Annotated in this window: 22 protein-coding genes; 15 read left to right on the top strand and 7 right to left on the bottom strand. The window is 41.2% G+C overall.

Going from position 1 to position 21,006, the window contains the following annotated elements:
* The first annotated feature begins 30 nt into the window (after window positions 1-30).
* The 13 genes from atpB to ACKWB9_RS04000 all read left to right on the top strand — a co-directional run bounded on the left by atpB (window position 31) and on the right by ACKWB9_RS04000 (window position 12,029).
* Window positions 31-1,113 carry a F0F1 ATP synthase subunit A gene (gene atpB / locus ACKWB9_RS04060; protein ID WP_414001715.1) on the top strand — a complete coding sequence of 361 codons (1,083 nt, stop codon included), beginning with the start codon at window positions 31-33 and terminating at the stop codon, window positions 1,111-1,113.
* 22 nt (window positions 1,114-1,135) lie between these two features.
* Window positions 1,136-1,378, top strand: coding sequence for an ATP synthase F0 subunit C (atpE, locus tag ACKWB9_RS04055; protein WP_414001714.1), 243 nt, complete (start codon window positions 1,136-1,138; stop codon window positions 1,376-1,378).
* Between the two features lie 63 nt (window positions 1,379-1,441).
* A complete protein-coding gene (locus ACKWB9_RS04050; protein WP_414001713.1) occupies window positions 1,442-1,945 on the top strand; it encodes a F0F1 ATP synthase subunit B in 504 nt (167 codons plus the stop codon).
* 93 nt (window positions 1,946-2,038) lie between these two features.
* Window positions 2,039-2,578, top strand: coding sequence for an ATP synthase F1 subunit delta (gene atpH / locus ACKWB9_RS04045; protein ID WP_414001712.1), 540 nt, complete (start codon window positions 2,039-2,041; stop codon window positions 2,576-2,578).
* A 61-nt stretch (window positions 2,579-2,639) separates the two neighbouring features.
* Window positions 2,640-4,217 carry a F0F1 ATP synthase subunit alpha gene (gene atpA / locus ACKWB9_RS04040; protein WP_414001711.1) on the top strand — a complete coding sequence of 526 codons (1,578 nt, stop codon included), beginning with the start codon at window positions 2,640-2,642 and terminating at the stop codon, window positions 4,215-4,217.
* 23 nt (window positions 4,218-4,240) lie between these two features.
* Window positions 4,241-4,585, top strand: coding sequence for a four helix bundle protein (locus ACKWB9_RS04035; protein ID WP_414001710.1), 345 nt, complete (start codon window positions 4,241-4,243; stop codon window positions 4,583-4,585).
* A gap of 23 nt (window positions 4,586-4,608) precedes the next feature.
* Window positions 4,609-5,469: an ATP synthase F1 subunit gamma gene (gene atpG, locus ACKWB9_RS04030; protein ID WP_414001709.1), complete on the top strand. Its 861-nt coding sequence runs from the start codon at window positions 4,609-4,611 to the stop codon at window positions 5,467-5,469.
* Between the two features lie 143 nt (window positions 5,470-5,612).
* Window positions 5,613-6,854, top strand: a complete 1,242-nt coding sequence (locus ACKWB9_RS04025; RefSeq protein WP_414001708.1) for a TCR/Tet family MFS transporter — start codon at window positions 5,613-5,615, stop codon at window positions 6,852-6,854.
* A gap of 80 nt (window positions 6,855-6,934) precedes the next feature.
* Entirely contained in the window at window positions 6,935-8,401 is a 1,467-nt protein-coding gene (locus ACKWB9_RS04020) for a lipopolysaccharide biosynthesis protein (RefSeq protein WP_414001707.1), read from the top strand.
* A 100-nt stretch (window positions 8,402-8,501) separates the two neighbouring features.
* A complete protein-coding gene (gene dut / locus ACKWB9_RS04015; protein ID WP_414001706.1) occupies window positions 8,502-8,936 on the top strand; it encodes a dUTP diphosphatase in 435 nt (144 codons plus the stop codon).
* 171 nt (window positions 8,937-9,107) lie between these two features.
* Window positions 9,108-10,010: a tetratricopeptide repeat protein gene (locus ACKWB9_RS04010; protein WP_414001705.1), complete on the top strand. Its 903-nt coding sequence runs from the start codon at window positions 9,108-9,110 to the stop codon at window positions 10,008-10,010.
* Window positions 10,011-10,012: 2 nt separating this feature from the next.
* A complete protein-coding gene (locus ACKWB9_RS04005; RefSeq protein WP_414001704.1) occupies window positions 10,013-10,798 on the top strand; it encodes a lipoprotein insertase outer membrane protein LolB1 in 786 nt (261 codons plus the stop codon).
* 43 nt (window positions 10,799-10,841) lie between these two features.
* Window positions 10,842-12,029, top strand: coding sequence for a murein hydrolase activator EnvC family protein (locus ACKWB9_RS04000; protein ID WP_414001703.1), 1,188 nt, complete (start codon window positions 10,842-10,844; stop codon window positions 12,027-12,029).
* Between the two features lie 136 nt (window positions 12,030-12,165).
* Here ACKWB9_RS04000 and ACKWB9_RS03995 read toward each other — a convergent pair whose 3' ends face one another.
* Both ACKWB9_RS03995 and ACKWB9_RS03990 read right to left on the bottom strand, forming a co-directional pair.
* Window positions 12,166-12,681 (bottom strand): acyl-CoA thioesterase, encoded by a 516-nt coding sequence (locus ACKWB9_RS03995; protein ID WP_414001702.1) that lies wholly within the window; start codon window positions 12,679-12,681, stop codon window positions 12,166-12,168.
* 56 nt (window positions 12,682-12,737) lie between these two features.
* Window positions 12,738-13,697, bottom strand: a complete 960-nt coding sequence (locus ACKWB9_RS03990; RefSeq protein WP_414001701.1) for an HU domain-containing protein — start codon at window positions 13,695-13,697, stop codon at window positions 12,738-12,740.
* A gap of 90 nt (window positions 13,698-13,787) precedes the next feature.
* Here ACKWB9_RS03990 and dprA point away from each other — a divergent pair, with 90 nt between their 5' ends.
* Complete coding sequence (dprA, locus tag ACKWB9_RS03985; protein WP_414001700.1) at window positions 13,788-14,906, top strand: DNA-processing protein DprA; 1,119 nt, start codon at window positions 13,788-13,790, stop codon at window positions 14,904-14,906.
* Between the two features lie 328 nt (window positions 14,907-15,234).
* Here dprA and trpS read toward each other — a convergent pair whose 3' ends face one another.
* Window positions 15,235-16,203: a tryptophan--tRNA ligase gene (trpS, locus tag ACKWB9_RS03980; RefSeq protein WP_414001699.1), complete on the bottom strand. Its 969-nt coding sequence runs from the start codon at window positions 16,201-16,203 to the stop codon at window positions 15,235-15,237.
* 71 nt (window positions 16,204-16,274) lie between these two features.
* On the opposite strand from trpS, the gene ACKWB9_RS03975 reads away from it, so the two are divergent.
* Entirely contained in the window at window positions 16,275-17,015 is a 741-nt protein-coding gene (locus ACKWB9_RS03975; RefSeq protein ID WP_414001698.1) for a lysophospholipid acyltransferase family protein, read from the top strand.
* Here the strand turns inward: ACKWB9_RS03975 and ACKWB9_RS03970 are convergent.
* The 4 genes from ACKWB9_RS03970 to recA form a co-directional block, all read right to left on the bottom strand.
* Window positions 17,012-18,592 carry a hypothetical protein gene (locus ACKWB9_RS03970; protein WP_414001697.1) on the bottom strand — a complete coding sequence of 527 codons (1,581 nt, stop codon included), beginning with the start codon at window positions 18,590-18,592 and terminating at the stop codon, window positions 17,012-17,014. The genes ACKWB9_RS03975 and ACKWB9_RS03970 overlap by 4 nt on opposite strands.
* 37 nt (window positions 18,593-18,629) lie before the next feature.
* Window positions 18,630-19,196, bottom strand: coding sequence for an RNA polymerase sigma factor (locus ACKWB9_RS03965; protein ID WP_414001696.1), 567 nt, complete (start codon window positions 19,194-19,196; stop codon window positions 18,630-18,632).
* 23 nt (window positions 19,197-19,219) lie between these two features.
* The gene (locus ACKWB9_RS03960; protein ID WP_414001695.1) at window positions 19,220-19,648 is read right to left on the bottom strand and encodes a hypothetical protein; all 429 of its coding nucleotides are present in this window, start codon (window positions 19,646-19,648) and stop codon (window positions 19,220-19,222) included.
* 82 nt (window positions 19,649-19,730) lie between these two features.
* Window positions 19,731-20,738, bottom strand: coding sequence for a recombinase RecA (gene recA, locus ACKWB9_RS03955; protein ID WP_414001694.1), 1,008 nt, complete (start codon window positions 20,736-20,738; stop codon window positions 19,731-19,733).
* Between the last annotated feature and the right edge of the window lie 268 nt (window positions 20,739-21,006).

Genomic DNA, 21,006 nt, shown 5'->3' with positions numbered 1-21,006 from the left:
TTTAAGAGGCGTATTTTTAATTGATTCGGAATGAAGTTTTACAACTCAAAGTCATTACTTTTTTTACTTGCACTAACACTTTTTGCTTCAAGTTTCACTTTTGCCACTGATTCTGAAAAAGAAGGCGAGGAATTTGACCCCCAATCAATGATTATCCATCATGTCCTGGATGCCCATGAATTTCATGTTATCGATTGGAACGACAAGCCGATTTCTGTTCCCTTACCGATAATCCTATGGACGGATAATGGGTTGACCACCTTCATGTCCAGCGCATTTCACCATGATGACTCCGGTAGTGTTATAGTTGAAAGCAATGGAGGGAAATTTGTAAAGCTTCATGAAAAAATATATCAATTAAATGATAATGCCAGAGTAGTTGAGTTTGATAGTGAGGGCCACCCGACAAATGCTAAAAAACCTACGGATATATCCATAACAAGAAACGTCTTTATGATGTGGATATCCGTAATAGTGTTATTGCTCATTTTTACGGCAGCAGCTAAGAGATATAAAAAATCTGCCGATAATGTACCTACTGGAATAGCTGGTTTTGTTGAGCCTTTAGTGGTTTTTGTACGGGACGAGATAGGTATTCCTATGATCGGCGAGCATAAGTACAAAAGATATATGCCTTATTTGTTGACCATCTTTTTCTTTATATGGTTAAACAATATTTTTGGATTGATTCCAATTTTTAATGGGGCAAACTTAAGTGGAAATATCGCCTTTACGTTTACGTTGGCTGTTTTTACGTTCATCATTACTACATTTAGCGGAAATAAAAACTACTGGAAACATATTTTTTGGATGCCAGGCGTTCCCGTTCCCATGAAAATATTTTTGGCACCTATAGAAGTGATAGGGATGTTCGTTAAACCGATTTCCTTAATGATTCGTTTGTTTGCCAACATTACCGCCGGACACATTATCGTATTGGCCTTAATGTCCCTCATATTTATATTCAAATCTGTTTGGATCGCACCGGTATCCGTAGCTTTCTCTTTGTTCATAGGAATTATCGAGATTATCGTTACCGCTATTCAGGCTTATATATTTACCGTATTGTCCGCCCTTTATTTTGGGATGGCAACAGAAGAAGAACATCATTAATTAATTTAAATATTTTAGAACTATGAGTCTAGCATTAGTACAGGAAGTTGCTGCCGCAGCGGATTATGGCGCAATCGCAGCGATCGGAGCCGGTTTGGCGGCAATTGGAGCAGGCGTTGGTATTGGTAACATTGGTGGTAGAGCCATGGAAGCAATGGCACGTCAGCCAGAAATGCATGGAAAGATTCAATCCTCTGCTTTAATTTTGGCTGCCTTTGTTGAGGCGGTAGCGTTATTTGCGGTGGTTGTATCATTCTTAAAGTAAAAAGATTAAGGCGTAACGGTTGGTTGCGCCTTAATTTAATGATGTTTTAAAAAATTATTAGAAATGGACAGTACTCAATTTGTAACCCCTGGTTTTGGATTAGTTTTTTGGACAGTAATTACTTTTCTGTTCTTATTGATCATCCTTAAAAAATTTGCATGGAAACCTATTCTTGGAGCCGTTAGTGAGAGAGAGGAATCTATTAAAGGAGCTTTGGCCGCCGCGGAAGAGGCAAAGAAAGAAATGCAGAACCTTCAGGCGGACAACGAACGTATTTTAAAGGAGGCCAGAGCGGAAAGGGACGGAATGTTGAAGGAAGCTAGGGAGATGAAGGAGAACATTGTATCGGACGCAAAAGAACAAGCCAAGGTGGAAGCCGATAAAATGATCAAGCAGGCACAGGCCACTATCGAAAGTGAGAAAAAGGCTGCCGTTGCCGATATTAAAAATCAAGTGGCCGACCTATCGGTAGCCATCGCCGAAAAAGTCATCAAAGAACAATTATCCGATAAGGACAGGCAATTGAAGTTGGTAGATGATATGTTGGGCGATATCAAATTAAGCTAAATAAAAAGTTACCGGATTACTTGGGGATTAGATGGAATTAAAGAAACAGAAACACAATAACCAAGTAACGGATAACTTAATAAGGTAAAGAATATGAGTGATTCTAGGGTAGCGGTACGATATGCCAAGGCTATTTTGGATTTGGCGGTAGATAAAAAGGCGACCGATAAGGTAGAAGAGGATATGCGTGCCATCGTAAGCACAATTTCCGAGAGCAAAGACCTTAAGGATATGTTGTCCAGCCCCGTTATTTCCAGTACGGCTAAAAAGGAAGTTTTAAATCGAATCTTCAAAGGTGGCCATGCCATTTCAGAAGGGTTGACCAATTTATTGGTGGACAACAAAAGGATTTCCATTTTAAATGAAGTGGCGTTAAAATATATCATCCTCAATGAGCAATTAAAGGGGAAAGATGTGGCCTATGTAACCACGGCCGTTCCTATGAACGGTGCCTTGGAGAAAAAGGTGTTGAAACAAGTTACCGCTATTACCGGGAATGAAGTGACCATAGAGAATAAGATCGACGAAAGTATTATCGGAGGTTTTGTTTTACGTGTGGGCGATTTGCAATACGATGCGAGCATCGCCAATAAATTGAGCAATTTAAAAAGAGAATTTACAAACAGTCTATAAACATAATATCGGACAGTGGGCGCACGGCGTCGTATGTCCCGTATCTTATATCTAATTAAAAATGGCAGGAGTAAAAGCCGCTGAGGTATCAGCAATTTTGAAGGAACAATTATCAGGATTTGATGCAACCGCTTCTTTAGATGAGGTAGGAACCGTATTGCAAGTAGGTGATGGTATTGCCCGTGTATATGGTCTGGCCAATGCCCAATATGGGGAATTGGTAGAGTTTGAAGGTGGGATGCAAGGTATTGTATTGAACCTGGAAGAAGATAACGTAGGGGTTGTATTATTGGGACCATCTAAAGAAATTAAAGAGGGCGCTACCGTAAAACGTACACAGACGATTGCATCTATCAAGGTTGGTGAAGGAATTGTTGGCCGTGTTGTAAATACATTGGGACAACCCATAGATGGTAAAGGCCCTATCGCCGGAAAAACATTTGAAATGCCGTTGGAGCGTAAGGCACCAGGGGTAATTTTCCGTCAGCCGGTAAACGAACCGTTGCAGACAGGTATCAAAGCGATCGATGCCATGATTCCTGTAGGTAGAGGTCAGCGTGAGTTGGTGATCGGTGACCGTCAAACAGGAAAGACGACGGTTTGTATCGATACCATTTTGAATCAAAAGGAATTTTATGATGCCGGTAAACCGGTTTATTGTATCTATGTGGCCGTTGGGCAAAAAGCATCGACTGTTGCCGCCATTGCCAAAACATTGGAAGATAAAGGCGCATTGGCCTATACGACCATTGTTGCCGCAAATGCTTCCGATCCCGCACCAATGCAAGTATATGCTCCTTTTGCCGGAGCTTCTATCGGGGAGTATTTCCGTGATACAGGTCGCCCGGCATTGATTATCTATGATGACCTGTCCAAGCAGGCTGTTGCCTATCGTGAGGTATCCCTGTTGTTGAGAAGGCCACCGGGGCGAGAGGCATACCCAGGTGATGTCTTCTATCTGCACTCAAGATTATTGGAACGTGCCGCTAAGGTAATTGCCGATGATGATATTGCAAAGAATATGAACGACCTGCCGGAATCTTTAAAGTCCGAAGTAAAAGGTGGAGGTTCTTTAACGGCACTACCTATTATCGAAACACAGGCGGGTGATGTATCGGCCTATATCCCTACCAACGTAATATCCATTACGGACGGTCAGATATTCTTGGAGCAGGATTTGTTCAACCAGGGGGTTCGTCCGGCGATCAACGTGGGTATTTCTGTATCCCGTGTTGGAGGTTCAGCTCAGATAAAGTCCATGAAGAAAGTTGCGGGTACGCTAAAACTGGATCAGGCACAGTTCCGTGAATTGGAAGCATTTGCCAAGTTTGGTTCCGATTTGGATGCCGCTACTTTGAACGTGATTGAAAAAGGACGAAGAAACGTTGAGATTTTAAAACAGGCGCAGAACGATCCCTTTACCGTAGAAAATCAAGTAGCGATTATCTATGCCGGTTCCAAAAACTTGCTAAGGGACGTTCCGGTTGAAAAAGTAAAAGAGTTTGAAAGGGATTTCTTGGAATTCCTAAATGCAAAACATAGAAATGTTTTAGATAGTCTTAAAGCGGGTAAACTTACAGATGAAGTAACGGATACGTTAACTTCCGTTTGTAAAGAATTAGCTTCAAAATATAACTAGTTAAGAGTTCAGAATTATGAGCGATGAGTAAATTGAACAATAGTCCTATACGGATAAAGAGTTTTCAATTTGCCTGCGATATAATTTGTTACTGTGACAATCTAAAAGAGCATAAAGATTTTGAACTTGCTTCTCAATTATTAAGAAGTGGAACTAGTATAGGAGCTAATACTAGGGAAGCGCAAAGAGGAGTTAGTACAAAGGATTTTAAAAATAAGTTCGGAATAGCACTAAAAGAGGCAGATGAAACCATGTATTGGTTGGAACTTTTGAATGCCACTAGAAGAAATGTTCCAAAAGGAATGAAAGAAAATTGTGAGGAGTTAATCAGGATTTTGGTAGCATTATCAAAAACTCATAACTCATAACCCATTAACTCATAACTTGAAAGATGGCCAATTTAAAGGAAATACGGAATAGAATAGCATCGGTTTCTTCAACCATGCAGATTACCAGTGCCATGAAAATGGTGTCCGCTGCTAAATTAAAGAAAGCCCAGGATGCCATTACCGCCATGAGACCTTATGCGGATAAGCTTACAGAATTGTTGCAGGGGTTAAGTGCTAGCTTGGATGCCGATTCCGGGAGTAAGTTTTCGGACAACAGGCCCGTAAATAAGGTTTTGGTAGTTGCCATTACCTCCAACAGGGGATTATGTGGTGCTTTTAATTCGAATATACTCAAGCAATGTACGAATCTTGCTGAAACCGTTTATGCAGGAAAGCAGATAGATTTTATCGCTGTAGGTAAAAAAGCGAACGATTTTTTAGGGAAACGATATACCGTATTGGCCAATCACAGTACTATTTTCGATGATTTGACCTTTGATAATAGTGCTATCATAGCCGAAAGCTTAATGGAAAAATTCACGGACGGTTCCTATGATAAAATAGAGGTCGTTTATAATAAGTTCAAGAATGCCGCTACGCAAATTGTAATGACGGAGCAGTTTCTTCCGATAGTGCCGGTGGAAGGTACGGAAGGGTCCAATGCGGATTATATCTTTGAACCTTCCAAAGAGGAAATTGTGGAACAATTGATTCCAAAATCGTTGAAGACCCAATTGTATAAGGGTATTCGCGATTCCTTTGCCAGTGAGCACGGGGCCCGTATGACGGCCATGCATAAAGCGACCGATAATGCTACGGAACTTAGAGATCAATTGAAATTAACGTATAACAAAGCAAGGCAAGCGGCCATTACCAATGAGATTTTGGAAATTGTTGGTGGAGCTGAGGCGTTAAATAACTAAGGTCATTACGATTCCGATAACCTATCGGGAGAAGCAATCTGTTTATCAGGAAAACCATATAGCATATAAACCTCACGGCAACGTGAGGTTTTTTTGTGTTCAAAGCCCTGTAATTCCCTTTTTTAACCGATTTTTGCGCGATTATGCAATCAAAGAAATCCGCTTTACTCTTTATATTCATTACTATTTTGGTGGATGTAATAGGTATTGGCATCATCATACCGATTATTCCGGACCTGATTATGGAATTGACCGGGGAAGGCACGCACATGGCGGTTATCTATGGCATGTGGTTGACTACCGCCTTTGCGGGAATGCAGTTTCTATTCTCCCCAGTTTTAGGAGAGGTTTCGGATAAATATGGAAGGCGTCCCATACTGTTACTTTCGCTTTTGGGCTTAAGTATCGATTATTTGATACACGCATGGGCACCCAGTTTAATATGGTTGTTTCTGGGCAGGTTTCTTGCCGGGATAACGGGGGCGAGCTTTACCGTGGCTTCGGCCTATATTGCGGATATAAGTACCAAGGAAAATAAAGCGAAGAACTTTGGCCTTATCGGTGCCGCATTCGGCCTTGGTTTTATTATTGGCCCCGGAATAGGAGGTTTTTTTGGTGAGTTGGATATTCGATTACCTTTTTACATAGCTGCTGGATTAACCTTTGCCAATTTTCTTTTCGGATGGTTTTTTGTTCCTGAATCCTTGGTGCCGGAAAATAGAAGAGCTATTCAAGTTTTAAAAATGGTCCCAGGGGTATCTTTGGTAAGCTTGAGGAATTACAAGGGGGTGTTATTACTTATCTCGGCTTTCTTTTTGGCCAATTTGGCGGGGCAGGCATTGCCATCTACCTGGTCTTATTATGGTATTGAGCGTTATGACTGGAGCCCTAAGGAAATAGGGATATCATTAATGGTAGTAGGTTTGTTGGTGGCCATTGTGCAGGGGGCGTTAGTAGGCATGCTGGTTAAAAAATTCGGTAAAAAAACGGTCGTTATGTCCGGTTTTCTATTATGGACCATTGGCATGTTTCTATTTTCTGTAGCGGAAGAGCCATGGATGTTATATGCCTTTTTGGTCCCCTATGCCCTGGGTGGCGTAGCAGGGCCAACGGTACAAGGACTTATTTCCAATCAAGTATCGGAAAAAGAGCAGGGCAACCTCCAAGGCGCCATTACAGGTTTGGTAAGTGTTACCGCCATATTGGGCCAACTGATATTTTCGCCGGTTTTCTATTTCTTTATTCGTCCGGAAGGCAATATCTATTTTCCCGGGGCACCTTATGCCTTGGCCTCCATATTGCTTTTGATCGCTTTTATGTTGGCATCTAGGGCTATGGGAAAAGTAGACCTGGAGGCGGAAGACGTGGTCCAAGAGCTTCAATAATAGTGTTTTGGGTTCCTTACGTTAGAGCTCTTTTTTTACAAGGGATTAATGGCTACTTTTAACGCTTCAATCCGAAATAGTTGAATCCGCTCAAAAAACTTTTTAAACAGACGGCTGTTTATGGTCTGGCCACAGTGTTGCCTAGGATGCTCAATGTTATCCTTGTGCCCATATATACAGAAGTCATGCCTCCGGGTTCCTATGGGCAGGTCATTATTATTTTCTCCTATTTTGCTATTTTCAATGTTTTTTTGGCCTATGGTATGGAGACGGCGTTTTTTCGTTTTTATAAAGAAGCGAATAATCGTAAAAAAGTAGTGACTACCGCCTTAATTTCCATCTTGGGGTCAACACTGTTTTTTTTGATTTTTGGCCTGTGGTTTAGAACGGGTATTGCCGGTCTTTTGAAAATACCCCTGGAATATATGGGTTATTTTATGGGGATATTGGTGTTGGATGCCTTGGTCATTATTCCGTTTGCCTGGCTTAGGGCCAATGAAAAGCCCAAAAGGTATGCCATGGTCAAGATCCTGAACGTAATCATTAATCTGGGCCTGAACGTATTTTTCCTTTTGATTCTTCCGGGACTTGCGCAATCGTCTTCCGCAGGTTTTTTTGCATGGATATATAAATCCAACTTTGAAATATCCTATATTCTTATTTCAAACCTGATCGCAAGTGCGGTTACGTTATTTTTAATGTTTCGGGTATATGTAAGAAGACCATATGTTTTTGATATCGTTATTTGGAACCGTATGATAAGATATGCTGTGCCGGTAATGATAGCCGGGATTGCGTTTACCATAAATGAAGTATTGGACAAGATTATGTTGGAAAGGTTATTGCCAGCGGATATTGCCAGTGCGGAAGTGGGTAAATATGGGGCCTGTATTAAATTGGCCGTATTCATGACCCTTTTTGCAACTGCATTTAGAATGGGAATAGAACCTTTTTTCTTCAATCATTCAGATTCAAAGAACCCACAGAAAGCCTATGCACAGATTACGAATTACTTTGTGGTCTTGGGCAGTATTATTTTATTGGCAGTCGTGGTTTTTGCGGATGTGTTAAAACTTCTTTTTGTTAGGAACGAAGCCTATTGGGAGGCTATGTCCGTTGTGCCTATAATTTTACTGGCGAGTTTCTTTTTAGGCATTTACCATAATCTTTCGGTATGGTACAAGGTAACGGACAGGACCAAATTTGGGGCCTATATTTCTTTGATCGGGGCAATATTGACCATCATCATCAATTTGGCATTAATACAGTATTTTGGGTATGTAGCATCCGCAGTGGCAACTTTGGCGGCCTATGGCAGTATGATGTTGCTTTCTTTTTATTTTGGCCGCATGTATTACCCGATACCCTATAATTTTAGAAAAATTATATTTTACTTAGGAATTTCGATACTCTTTTCCACCGTATCGTTCTATATCTTTGATAGGAACCTTTTAATAGGGGTTTCTTTATTATTGATATTTCTGGGGCTCGTGTACAAATTGGAAATAACCAATCTCAAAAAGGTCTTTATGAAAAAGGAAAGATAAAAACTTAATACAAGATGCTCCGGGCATAAAGTTAAACCTTTCTGCTTTCAGACATCCGAACCCCTTATATCCAAATTGAAAATACATACGCAACGTAACTATGAAAATCAAAATAATCAATACATCGTCCCATAAACTGCCCCATTATGAAACAGGTGCATCCGCAGGAATGGATCTACGGGCCAACATCACCGAAAATATCACCTTACAGCCTTTGGAGAGGGTTATTATACCTACCGGTCTTTTCATGGAGCTGCCCGTAGGTTTTGAGGCACAAGTAAGGCCTAGAAGCGGGCTAGCGGCAAAAAAGGGAGTTACCGTTCTGAATGCACCCGGTACAATTGATGCCGATTATAGGGGAGAGGTAGGCGTGATTTTGGCAAACCTCTCCAATGAAGCATTTACCATTGAAAATGGGGAACGTATTGCGCAAATGGTAATCGCCAAGCATGAACGTGCCGTATGGGAAGAAGTAACCGTGCTTTCCGAGACCCAACGGGGTGACGGTGGCTTTGGGAGTACTGGGGTTAAATAAGGGGACCCTATAGGGAAATTATCGATTTTTTTAAATGAAAGATTGGAATAGAAAAGTGTTTATCTTTTCGTAAAAATTGAATTATTGCTTTCTTGAGAGGCTGCTGGTGGCAATTGGAATTAAGGGTATTTTTATACAGTGAAAAGAATATTGGTTATATCGATAACTTGTTTGGGGTCAATTATGGTCTCTCTAACGGCTTCTGCGCAAGAAGAAATAGGCATGGAAGAAAGTGCCGAAGTCTTTTTAGAGGAGTATTCGGATGCCTTTCAGGAGAACTTTTTTGAGGCGTTGAAACAAAAGGGAATCCAGAACTATGATAAAGCCGTTAATCACCTGTTGTTATGCAGGCAATTGGAGCCGGAAAACGAGGTGGTGTCCCACGAATTGGCCAAGGCATATCTTCTGGACAAGAAATACAGTCAAGGTAGGGAATATGCTATTGAAGCTTTAAACGGGGAGCCTAAAAACTATTGGTACCTGAATACGTTGACAGCACTTTTAGCTGCGCAAAGAAGCACTATGGAAGAAGTACGAGACCGTATTCCGTGGGAAAATAGAGTTTTGAAAGAAAATTTGGCTACTATATATTATAAGGAGGCAAAATATGAATCGGCGCTCATATTGTTAAAAGAGTTGGGCGGTTCAGAAGAGGTTAAAAGGCTAAGGGAAAAAATAAATGATTCCATTGCTAAAAACAAAAAGCAAAAAACGGCGGTAAACAATCGGGCTATTGTGGAAAACAATGGCCTTACTAATCTGCAACAATATAAAACGAAGTTGGAAAATTTGCTGATGACCAAAACGGATGTGCCGTTATTGCTCCAAATTTCGGGAGAAGCCCTGGAAAAGTACCCTTTGCAGCCCTATTTTTATTATACCAATGGGTATGCTCTAAACAAGGGCAATAGACCAAAAGATGCCATAGAAATTTTAGAAACGGCCCTAGATTATCTTATCGACGATGTTTCTTTGGCGAACAAGATATATAAGGAACTGGCAGATGCCTACAATGCCATTTTAGACCCATCAAAGGCAAATATGTATCTTAGTAAGATAAAACCCGGATTTTAACAATGAGCATCTACAATAGCCTTAAACCACCATATTTTTTATTAGCCCTCACCCTTGTTCTTTTTGCTTCCTGTAGAAGTACAAAAGTGGTATCGGACGGTACCGTAGACAGTAGGTTATCTGCAAGGGCAGTTATAAAAAGACACTATCAAAACAACTTGGATTTCAATACGCTAAGGGGAAAAGTAAAGATTGGATATTCTGATGGGGAATCTTCGCAGAACTTTACCGTTAGCCTACGTATGGAAAAAAACAGGGGAATTTGGATGAGTGCCCCTTTGGGCATTGTCAAGGCCTATATAACACCGGAAAGGGTCTCGTTCTATAATAAATTGGAAAATGAATATTTTGATGGGGATTTTTCATACCTGAGCAATTTGTTGGGGACCGAAGTTGATTTTAACATTGTGCAGAATTTACTTTTGGGCCAGGCCTTATCGGATTTACGAGATCAAAAATACAAGTTGTCCGTTGCAGGGGAAAAGTACCGGCTAACCCCAAAAGTACAGGAAACCCTGTACAAAACCCTTTTTCAAGTAGAACCGCAGAACTTTAAGATGGCATTACAACAACTTTCGCAACCCTTAAAAGAAAGAACACTCATAATTAAATACCAAAACTATCAGCAAATAGGTGAAGCGGTGTTGCCCAATAAAATAGACATCATGGCTATGGAGGAGAAGACCGAAAACAAAATTTCATTGGAATATCGGAACATAACCTTGAACCAACCCATTAATTTCCCTTATAAAATACCAAAAGGTTTTAAAAAGATTGTCTTAAAGTAACATGAAACGATCTAGGCGACAAAAACTTTTATTCGTGTTATTTATGATCCTGTGGGGTCAAAGTTTTTATGGGCAAACTAGTGAACAAAAAGCCCTAGAGGAAAAAAGAGAGCAACTTCAAAATGAGATAAGAAACATTAACCGGTTGCTCTTTGCGGAAAAAAAAGAAAGGGGATCCGTATTGGATCAGATGGAAGCCCTGGATAAAAAAATCACCGTGCGTCAACAATTGATCCGCGTCACCAACCAACAATCGAACTTGCTTAATAGGCAAATCAATACGAACATTAGAAACATTGGCAAACTAAGGTCCGAACTTCGGGAAATTAAGGAAGAATATGGACGAATGATCCAGAAATCCTATCAGAACCGTTCCAAACAAAATAGATTGATGTTTCTGTTGTCCTCAGAAAGTTTTTATCAGGCATTTAAGAGGCTACAGTATATGAAACAATATACGGACCATAGAAAGGAACAGGGCCAACGGATACTGGTAAAAACGGATGAATTAACGCGGTTAAACAGTGACTTGAACGAGGAACGAAAAGTAAAAGAAGTGCTTTTGGCCCAAAACAAGAAAGCCAAGGACCAATTGTTCGATGAAATACAGGATCAAAAGGCACTTTTGGGAACCATTAGACAGAACGAAAGTAAATACGCCCGTGCCATTGACCAAAAGAAACGGGAAGCCCGAAAAATCGACCGGCAAATAGAAAGACTTATCAGAAGTGCCATTGCGGCCTCCAATAAAAAATCGGGCAAGGCAAATACGAGTTCGAGCAAGTTTACGCTTACGCCAGAGGCGACCTTGATCGCCAAAAATTTTTCGGCCAACAGGGGAAAATTGATTTGGCCTGTGGAAAAGGGCATTAAGAGCCAAGGTTTTGGTATCTATAACGATGCCGTCTATCCCGGTATCAAGCACCAGAGCAATGGCGTAATCATAGCTACGGACACCGGGGCAAAGGCACGGGCCATTTTTGAGGGTGAAGTCATTGCCATTTTATCCGTCCCGGGCGGAAAAAAAGGCGTACAGATCAAGCATGGGAACTATATCAGTACGTACTACAACCTATCGGAGCTATTCGTAAAAAAAGGGGACAAAGTAGTGGCAAAAGAAGAGTTGGGCACTGTTTATACCAATCGGTCCAATGGGCAGACACGTCTAAAGTTTTATTTATACCAAAACACTTCTAGGTTGAATCCTGAGGAGTGGGTATATCGACTTTGATCAAAAAGGATTTCTCGGGATTCGTCCGGGAGTTCCTATCCCATTTTTTCTGGAAGGATGCCGAAACCGCCAAGATAATTTTGGGGAGAGAAGTAAACAACGGAAATTGTTTTTTGAACTAATGAGAGCTTAGTTACTACCCTTCCGTAAACAAAGCCTTTAACTCCGTAGCATCTTTGGGTTTCATTTTTCCGGCCAATACCAGACTCAGTTGTTTCCTTCGCAAAGCTCCGGCAAAACGTTCTTTTTCCAGTTTGGTTTCAGGTTCCAGGGGAGGTACTTCGGTAGGCTTTCCCGTATCGTCTACGGCCACGAAGGTGTAAATGGCCTCATTGGCCTTTGTGCACTTGCCATTATAACGATCTTCGATCCAAACGTCCAGATAAACCTCCATAGAGGTATTGTATGCTCTTGAAACAGCTGCTTCAACCGTTACCACACTGCCTAACGGTATGGCCAGATTAAAAGCAACATGGTTCACAGAAGCGGTGACCGTAATCCTTCGGCTATGCCTGCCTGCTGCAATGCTGGCGGCACGGTCCATTCGAGCCAGAAGCTCACCACCGAATAAATTTTGAAGGGCATTGGTCTCACTTGGGAGGACCATATCGGTCATCGTTGTTCTAGAAACTGATGGAGTTTTGGGTTCCATATGCTAAAATTTTCCGCAAAGATACGGTCAATTAAAATACTGTAATAGCACACAATTTATTTTTCGGAATGCAACCATGCATCCGGAGACTGGGTACGTTTGATTTCCCTAAGGGATTTTAAAGCTTCTTTGGGATCCGTATGCCTGTCATAAGTTACCATGTGCAACCCATAGGCATTGGTGCCGTAGTAGGCGGCATCATAACCTAATCTTCGTAACTGCGTTATTTTTCGATCGGCATTGGCTTTTATCCGAAATGCTCCCGCAACAATATGGTGCATTCCCGATAAGTCATTGTTTTTAGAAATGACCGTAGCATCAATATTTACCACAGGTAATTCAACGGGGGCAATATCAAAGAAAGTGGCTTCCTGTATTTCCTTGGCAATTTGCTCCTGGGCCTCTTGCCTGACCAGTTGCTCCGTTACTATGCCATTTTTATAAAAATGATATCCGGTAAGTCCCGTAGACAAGGCCAATAAAAAAATGGCAGCATATTTTAAATAAGGTCTAAAACCCCTATTTTCTCTACGTTCAGGACTTATAACAAACGGTATTTTTTCCTCCAGGGCCACTACTTCCTCTTTTAAGATTTCCCGGGTTATGGGAACCGTATTAAAAGTGCTAAAACCAAAGGATGAAGTCAGGTAGTTGACTTTTTGCCCTGGCTGGAATTGTATTTTATCATCTTGATTGATCCAAAGCTCTCCTATATTGACCAAACTGAGTTTTTCTCCGGATTCTAAGGTTGTCTTCCATATAGCGATGACTTCTTCAAGTTTGCCCAATGCGTATTCATAGGAAATCTTTTCGGTTTCTGCCATATAGGAAACCAATAATCCATCGTTGGAGGTCAATTGTACATTAAAAGCGAGTGATTTAGAGGGAGCAAAAAAGGTGTTCGTGTCCGTATTGATATGCGCCGATACCTGATGCGCCAAGAACGCCCCAAAATTAGGGATGGTCACACAGTTGTATCGATACAACAAATCGCTTATATAATGTTCTATAACCATGGAACACAAATATGAAAAAAAATAAGGGGCTTAAAAACGGATGTCGTAACTTTTTATTAACATTATATTTGTCCTGTTTTGTGAATAATCATGTCAAATTTTCAACTTACTCAAACCGAACTCGTTGCGACCTTACGGTTACAACGCATTCCTAACGTTGGGGATATTATTGCTAAAAAATTAATTTCCCATTGCGGTAGTCCAGCCGCAATTTTTGAGGATAAAAAGAGTACGTTACTACAGATCGATGGTATTGGGACGCATACGATAAGGCATCTTTTTGATGCCGAACATTTGGAGGCCGCAGAAAGGGAATTTGATTTTTTGACCGGGAATGAAATTGAATGGACTTATTTTCTGGATGCCGATTACCCCCAATATCTTAAACATTGCATAGATGGCCCCATACTTTTATTTAGAAAGGGGAATGTGCATTTGGAACATCGGAAAATCATCAGTGTTGTGGGTACACGCCGGATTACTTCATATGGTATGGCTTTTTGCGAGCAATTTATTGCGGACATAGCTCCTTTGAACCCTGTTATTGTCAGTGGATTTGCCTATGGGGTAGATATTTGCATACAACGGGAAGCCATAAAAAATAACCTGCAGACCATTGGGTGTTTGGCACATGGTCTAAACCAGATATATCCAAAGGCACATGCCAAATATCAAGAAGATGTACTTAAAAATGGGGGATTTTTTACCGAATTTTGGAGTACGAGCAATCCAGATCGAGAGAACTTTTTAAAACGAAACCGTATTATTGCGGGGATGAGCGAAGCGACTATTGTTGTTGAATCCGCAGAAAAAGGAGGTAGTCTTGTTACCGCAGATATTGCTCATGGTTACCATAGGGACGTATTTGCCGTGCCCGGCCGAAGTTCCGATAGATACAGTTTGGGATGCAATAATCTGATCAAACAACAAAAAGCCCATATGCTTACTTCTGCGGCCGATCTGGTCTATCTATTGGATTGGAAAGTAGAAGAAAAGAAAACCCTTCCTGTACAAAAACAATTGTTCGTGGATTTGGATGAAACCGAACAGACGGTTTACACCTATTTACATAACAATGGGAAGCAATTATTGGATAGTATTGCCCTGGCATGTAAAATCCCTATTTTTAAGGCTTCCTCCACACTTTTGACTATGGAAATGAAGGGGATTGTACGGCCATTGCCCGGTAAATTGTTCGAAGCGGTATAGGTTTTTTAGACCGATTGGTCCGTAAAAGAAACTTTAAGTGTTCGCTGGCTTAAAATAAAGTGTGTTTTAACGGGTTTTTACTTTTTTCACCTTATTTACACTAGAAAGATCACGTTATAAAAAACCGATGACAGACCACACGGTCTTTATAGTTGATTAAACAGTTTTTTTAGTACTGAAACGGGATTTTAGTAATCTTGCCTACTGCGTTGATGGAGAAGACTTTGACCGGAACCCGAAAAATTGTGCTGCCGGTTTTGGCGAAGGCTAAAAATTGCCATGGCAACGTAAATTTCCAATTCTCCGATTTTGGAAGAATCAAAGAAGCTTAGTACCCCAGCTTCTCTCGTACCCTGCCCAATACACTATCCGCTACCTTTTTTGCTTTTTCGGCACCAATGGCAAGGGCATTGTCAATTTCGGGTAAGTGGTTCATGTAGTAATCGAATTTTTCCCTGGGTTCTTGAAATTTATTCAAGATGACATCATAAAGTGCCTGTTTAGCATGGCCATAACCATAATTTCCGGCTAGGTAATTGGCGCTCATCTCCTCAATTTCCGGTTGGGAAGCCAAAAGTTTATACAGTGCGAATACATTATCGGTTGCCGGATTTTTGGGCTCTTCCATTGGAATGCTGTCCGTTTTTATGCCCATGATCTGTTTTCGCAGCTTTTTATCGGCCTGGAAAAGGTTAATGAGGTTTCCCTTGCTTTTGCTCATTTTCTCCCCATCCGTACCTGGAACGTACATGGTCTCTTCCTGTACTTTTGCTTCGGGCAGCACAAAGGTCTCCCCTAATTTGGCATGAAAGCGGGAAGCCACGTCCCGGGTCATCTCCAAGTGCTGTAGTTGATCCTTCCCTACAGGGACGATATTGGCATCATAGAGCAGAATATCCGCGGCCATGAGCATGGGATAGGTAAATAGCCCGGCATTTACATCTTCTAACCGATCAGCCTTATCCTTAAAGGAATGGGCCAGGGTCAACCGTTGGTATGGAAAAAAGCAACTCAAGTACCAGGCAAGTTCGGTGACTTGGGGAACATCACTTTGTCTATAAAAGACCGTTTTTTCAATATCCAGTCCAAAAGCCAGCCATGTGGCAGCCGTGGCATAGGTATTGTTTCGCAGTTCCCCACCATTTTTTATTTGGGTAAGCGAGTGCATATCCGCTATAAAAAGAAAGGATTCGTTCTCCGGATCTTGGGCCATTGCTATAGCCGGTATAATGGCTCCCAGTATATTGCCTAAATGCGGCGTTCCCGTACTCTGTATCCCTGTTAAAATTCTTGCCATTGGATGCTTGTCTAAGTGCGCAAAGGTAAAACAAATAGCAAAAAACAAATGCAAATAACTATTTTTGATCCATGCTCAAAATAGTTAAACGAACAGGCCAGGCGCTGTACAGGGTATGGTTTTACATTTTGGTTGCCGTTCCTATCTTTTTGTGCTTCCCTTTTTTGTTACTGTTCGCTTCAAAGGAAGAATGGTACCCCCGGTTTTTCTGGCTTGCCCGAAACTTTTGGGCCAAACCTATCCTATATGGTATGGCCTGCCCTCCCAGGGTAATCTTTGAACAAAAATTGATCAGGGGAAAAAGCTATATGCTCGTGGCCAATCATACCAGTATGCTGGATATTATGCTCATGCTGTATGCGAGCAAAAACCCATTTGTTTTTGTCGGAAAAAAGGAATTGGTAAAGATTCCGGTTTTTGGGTTTTTTTATAAACGCGTTTGTATTATGGTCGATAGGGAAGATACTCGGAGCAGGACGGGGGTATATCGGAGAGCACAAAGAAGGTTGCGGCAGGGTTTGAGCATTTGTATATTTCCTGAAGGTGGTGTTCCCGAAGAGCATGTTGTTTTGGATGCATTTAAGGACGGAGCCTTTAAAATGGCCATTTCCCATAAAATTCCGGTCGTCCCTATGACATTCTATGACAACAAGAAACGTTTTCCATTTACCTTCTTTAGCGGAGGTCCTGGCATGAGTAGAGCAAAGGTCCATTCTTTTTTTGAAACGGGAATCTTGGGCGAGGAGGATAAATCCACGCTTAGGGAAGAGGTTCGGGATACGATTCTTAACGAGTTAAAGGGCGAAGCCTAAAACTTGAATCTCAGGCCACTATATATTCCTATGGAATAAGGCCTAAAGGTACCATCGGTTTCGGAAAAGGTGTTTAGCTGATACTTGAACATGGGCTCCACATTGATCTGCACATTCTGTAAAAGCCTATAATTAACACCGAGACCTATATTGGTACTAAAATTAACGTTATTTATATTATTGGCTTCACCCACTTCTGTGGTCAAATTTCCCGAAGTTAGCGCAATGGAGTTATCGATCAAGAATAAGGAACTTATCCCACCAATAATATTTACCCCAAATTTTTTGGCGATCAATGCATAATTAAGTTCTACGGGTACTTCCAAATAACCAAAACGTTGGGACATAAAACCTTCTCTGGTCGGGTTTCTGGCCGTAACATCTATAAGACTGTTTGCCAGTTTGTCGAACGAGGCTTCCTGAGTATTGCTAAAAACCACTAGATTTTCAGAAGTAGTGCTATAGTTTATACGATCAATTTGTGTATTTGTAGACGCCGACAAAGAGGAAGAAAACACCACATCATTGGTATCGTAACCGTAATCCACTTTATGGATTCCGGATCGGACCGTAAGCCTGTTCGTTAGTTCGTATGCTACGGAAAGGCCATAACTTAAATTGGTGTCTCCTGATTTTGAGTTGGATACAAAGCTGGAATTTATAGGGGAACCCTGGCCTATGGCATTATAGTAAACCGGTGCGATACTTGGTCCTGCCGACCATTTTTTATTGGATTTTTCCGCTATGGTTTCCTCTTCTTTTTCAATTTCCTCGAAAATATCTTTTTTCTCGGACCCCTCCGCAACAACGGTTATTCCTGAAATGTCTTTTTCCCTTTTCCCTTCGGGCTTTACATCGGCCACGGCCTCTTCTAGCACCTTATTCACGGGAAAATCCTGGGGATTGTCGATTTTGGATTCGTCTATGGCTCCCGAAGTATCTGAATCTGCAACCGTATTCCCTTTAGTTGTATCCAAATGGGGTTCGGTTACGGTCACTGCGTCTTTGGTTAAAATGGATTTTTGAAAACCCAGTTCCTTTTTTTCCTCATCTCCGATTGAATTTTGCAATTCCTTCCCGGTTTTTTGGGTTACGGCGTCTTCCTGATCATACTTTTCTTTAAAAGGAACGGTTTCTTGGTCTGATCGGCCCAGATTATCGGAATGTTCCTTTACATGGTTATTCTGAACGGTTACAACACCACCCTTATTTTCCTCCAAAAGACGCTCTTTTTTCCCGGCACTCGTTATTTCTGTCGCCGTCTCATGAGTGTTTTCGTCCAAAGGAATCTTTTTGGAGGCTTCAGGCCTGGCTTTTTCAAGTATTTCTTCTTTTGGATTTACATCCGTAATGGTCTCCTCGGAAGGGGTATTGTTCTGCGCAAAGGGATTAAACAATAACAGACCTATGGCCAACACGGCTGCAATACCACCCCATTGCCACCACAGGGGAATAATCCGTTTCTTTTTCTTTTTGTCCAATGAAGCCGCTATGGAATGCCATATGCGCTCGTCTGGCGTTTCCTGAAAGCCCGAGAATTTTTCCCGGAACAGTTCATCTAATTTTTTTTTGCCCATCTTTTTAAGACTATAATTTTTTAAACCTATACTTAGGTCACATATAATTCCCGAGCATCATGAGGACAAAGCCTATCATGGATTGCGAGAATTTGGTTTCTATTTTTTCCTTCAAAAGCATTCTTGCCCTGGCAAGGTTGGATTTGGACGTACCCACCGTTGTTCCCAACAAAGCTCCTATTTCCTTATGGGTATATCCGTCAAGAACGTAAAGGTTGAACGTTGTTCTGTACTTGTTCGGAAGCTCCCTTATATATTCCAACAACGTTTGGAGGCTTATATCCAAATAAATATTGTCTATTTCTACCGTATCCTTGGTGTTTTCATGTACAACATTCAATGGTTCTTCTTTCCTGTATTTTTGTAGAATGGTGTTTACCGTTATACGTTTCATCCATCCTTCAAATGACCCTTGTGATTTGTACTGACCTATTTTTTCATAAATGGTCATAAAACTATCATGTAGATTATCCTCTGCCTCGGCTTTATTGTGTGAGTATTTTAGGCAAATACCGAAAAGCACAGCTGCATAGGTCCTATACAATTGTTCCTGAGCTTTTCGTTCGCCCTTTTTGCATTTATGTATGAGCTCTTTTAGACTCACCAAGGTTGGTTAGGGTTTGTTTATTAATTAATTCTAATTACCGGCACCGTTATTTCCAAATATTCCCGCTCACCGTTATCATTTTCTCCTTGAAAAAATCGAAATACGTAGGGTTGATCGTAAAGGACAACAAAACTGAAGGAAGTCTCTCCTTCTATGATGGCTTGAGTACAGAGGTTTTCATCGGTCCTTACGGAGCCTATCGCCGTTACGTTTCTTACCGTAGTATCTTCTCGGACAAAATCAAAACCTTCAAAAGATGTACAACCGTTCTGTAGAACGTAATGAACATTTATTTCATAGGTTTCATTAAGTTCAAAAGAATCCGGGAGTTCGGCATCGGTAATCCGTAAAGCCTCAAAATGAAAATTGGAGGCATCATCGCCTAAAGAGCAACCGTTTAAGACCAAGGCGAAAAAGACGATCCAGAAGTATGCTATTTTCCTCATCATAGTAATTTCTTTTTACTTTTAAGATGAGTGCAAGGCCTAAAGGTTGCGTAACCCCTTATAAAAATGGATCAAAATGACTTTTTTACGGTTTAAGTGCATTAATTGCCTCCCTAATTTTACCTTCCAACTCTTCAAAAAGTTCCGGATTATCATAGAGCAAGGCTTTTACGGCATCCCTCCCCTGGCCTAGTTTAGTATCGCCATAACTAAACCAGGAACCGCTTTTCTTTACAATTTCATATTCTACGCCCAGATCAATGATTTCCCCCACTTTGGAGACACCTTCTCCGTACATGATGTCAAATTCCGCTGTTCTAAACGGGGGAGCTACCTTGTTTTTGACCACTTTTACACGGGTCTTGTTTCCCTGTACGTCTCCGTCCGTATTTTTTATTTGGGTAGACCTTCTTATATCCAATCTAACGGAAGCATAGAATTTTAGGGCATTACCACCAGTGGTTGTTTCGGGATTTCCGAACATAACGCCAATTTTTTCCCGCAACTGGTTAATGAATACTACCGTACAATTGGTCTTGCTAATGGAACCGGTTAGTTTCCTCAGGGCTTGCGACATTAAACGAGCATGTAACCCCATTTTGGAATCGCCCATTTCACCTTCTATTTCACTTTTAGGTGTTAATGCGGCCACGGAATCTATAATTACGATATCAATGGCTCCCGAACGGATGAGGTTATCCGCAATTTCAAGCGCCTGTTCCCCATTATCCGGTTGTGAAATGATCAAATTATCAATATCCACTCCGAGTTTTTGGGCATAAAAACGATCAAAAGCATGTTCCGCATCAATAAAAGCTGCAATTCCCCCATTTTTTTGGGCCTCTGCAATGGCGTGCAAGGTGAGCGTGGTCTTACCTGAAGACTCGGGACCGTAAATTTCAATGATCCGTCCTCTGGGATACCCCCCCACTCCCAACGCAACATCAAGCCCTAAAGATCCCGATGGAATCACCTCTACATCTTCGACTACACTATCCCCCATTTTCATTACCGCCCCTTTTCCATAGGTTTTGTCCAATTTATCCAGGGTAAGCTTTAATGCCTTTAATTTTGCGTCTTTTTCGGAACTCATCTGTTTTATAATTTTAAAAATATTCTATATCCTCTTTTTTAGGAAAGGGTCGGAACTTTAAAAAAGTTCCGGAGGGGATGACCAATAAACTTCTCCCGGTTAAAATTGATTAGCAATTTCGAGAAAATTTACAAGCAGCTAAATTAGTATTTCTTTTTGGAAAATTAAGAATTGTACAAGGCATTACGCAACCCTTTTGATAAAATCCCATCTTATAGTGAAAGTGATGTAAATTAATTAGATATAAACCGTTGTTTTTAGTGGCAAT

The sequence above is a fragment of the Maribacter spongiae genome (assembly GCF_047345125.1).
Lineage (GTDB): Bacteria > Bacteroidota > Bacteroidia > Flavobacteriales > Flavobacteriaceae > Maribacter.
This window is presented reverse-complemented; position numbering and strand designations above follow the sequence as displayed.

What these genes read in the sequence shown, in the direction of transcription:
- ACKWB9_RS04025 (WP_414001708.1), top strand. Translation starts at nt 5,613, where the DNA reads ATGCAATCAAAGAAATCCGCTTTACTCTTTATATTCATTACTATTTTG.
- ACKWB9_RS04005 (WP_414001704.1), top strand. Translation starts at nt 10,013, where the DNA reads ATGAGCATCTACAATAGCCTTAAACCACCATATTTTTTATTAGCCCTC.
- atpE (WP_414001714.1), top strand. Translation starts at nt 1,136, where the DNA reads ATGAGTCTAGCATTAGTACAGGAAGTTGCTGCCGCAGCGGATTATGGC.
- dut (WP_414001706.1), top strand. Translation starts at nt 8,502, where the DNA reads ATGAAAATCAAAATAATCAATACATCGTCCCATAAACTGCCCCATTAT.
- dprA (WP_414001700.1), top strand. Translation starts at nt 13,788, where the DNA reads ATGTCAAATTTTCAACTTACTCAAACCGAACTCGTTGCGACCTTACGG.
- ACKWB9_RS04000 (WP_414001703.1), top strand. Translation starts at nt 10,842, where the DNA reads ATGATCCTGTGGGGTCAAAGTTTTTATGGGCAAACTAGTGAACAAAAA.
- recA (WP_414001694.1), bottom strand. Translation starts at nt 20,738, where the DNA reads ATGAGTTCCGAAAAAGACGCAAAATTAAAGGCATTAAAGCTTACCCTG.
- ACKWB9_RS04050 (WP_414001713.1), top strand. Translation starts at nt 1,442, where the DNA reads ATGGACAGTACTCAATTTGTAACCCCTGGTTTTGGATTAGTTTTTTGG.
- trpS (WP_414001699.1), bottom strand. Translation starts at nt 16,203, where the DNA reads ATGGCAAGAATTTTAACAGGGATACAGAGTACGGGAACGCCGCATTTA.
- ACKWB9_RS03995 (WP_414001702.1), bottom strand. Translation starts at nt 12,681, where the DNA reads ATGGAACCCAAAACTCCATCAGTTTCTAGAACAACGATGACCGATATG.
- ACKWB9_RS03975 (WP_414001698.1), top strand. Translation starts at nt 16,275, where the DNA reads ATGCTCAAAATAGTTAAACGAACAGGCCAGGCGCTGTACAGGGTATGG.
- ACKWB9_RS03970 (WP_414001697.1), bottom strand. Translation starts at nt 18,592, where the DNA reads ATGGGCAAAAAAAAATTAGATGAACTGTTCCGGGAAAAATTCTCGGGC.
- atpH (WP_414001712.1), top strand. Translation starts at nt 2,039, where the DNA reads ATGAGTGATTCTAGGGTAGCGGTACGATATGCCAAGGCTATTTTGGAT.
- ACKWB9_RS04035 (WP_414001710.1), top strand. Translation starts at nt 4,241, where the DNA reads ATGAGTAAATTGAACAATAGTCCTATACGGATAAAGAGTTTTCAATTT.
- atpA (WP_414001711.1), top strand. Translation starts at nt 2,640, where the DNA reads ATGGCAGGAGTAAAAGCCGCTGAGGTATCAGCAATTTTGAAGGAACAA.
- ACKWB9_RS03990 (WP_414001701.1), bottom strand. Translation starts at nt 13,697, where the DNA reads ATGGTTATAGAACATTATATAAGCGATTTGTTGTATCGATACAACTGT.
- ACKWB9_RS03960 (WP_414001695.1), bottom strand. Translation starts at nt 19,648, where the DNA reads ATGATGAGGAAAATAGCATACTTCTGGATCGTCTTTTTCGCCTTGGTC.
- atpG (WP_414001709.1), top strand. Translation starts at nt 4,609, where the DNA reads ATGGCCAATTTAAAGGAAATACGGAATAGAATAGCATCGGTTTCTTCA.
- atpB (WP_414001715.1), top strand. Translation starts at nt 31, where the DNA reads ATGAAGTTTTACAACTCAAAGTCATTACTTTTTTTACTTGCACTAACA.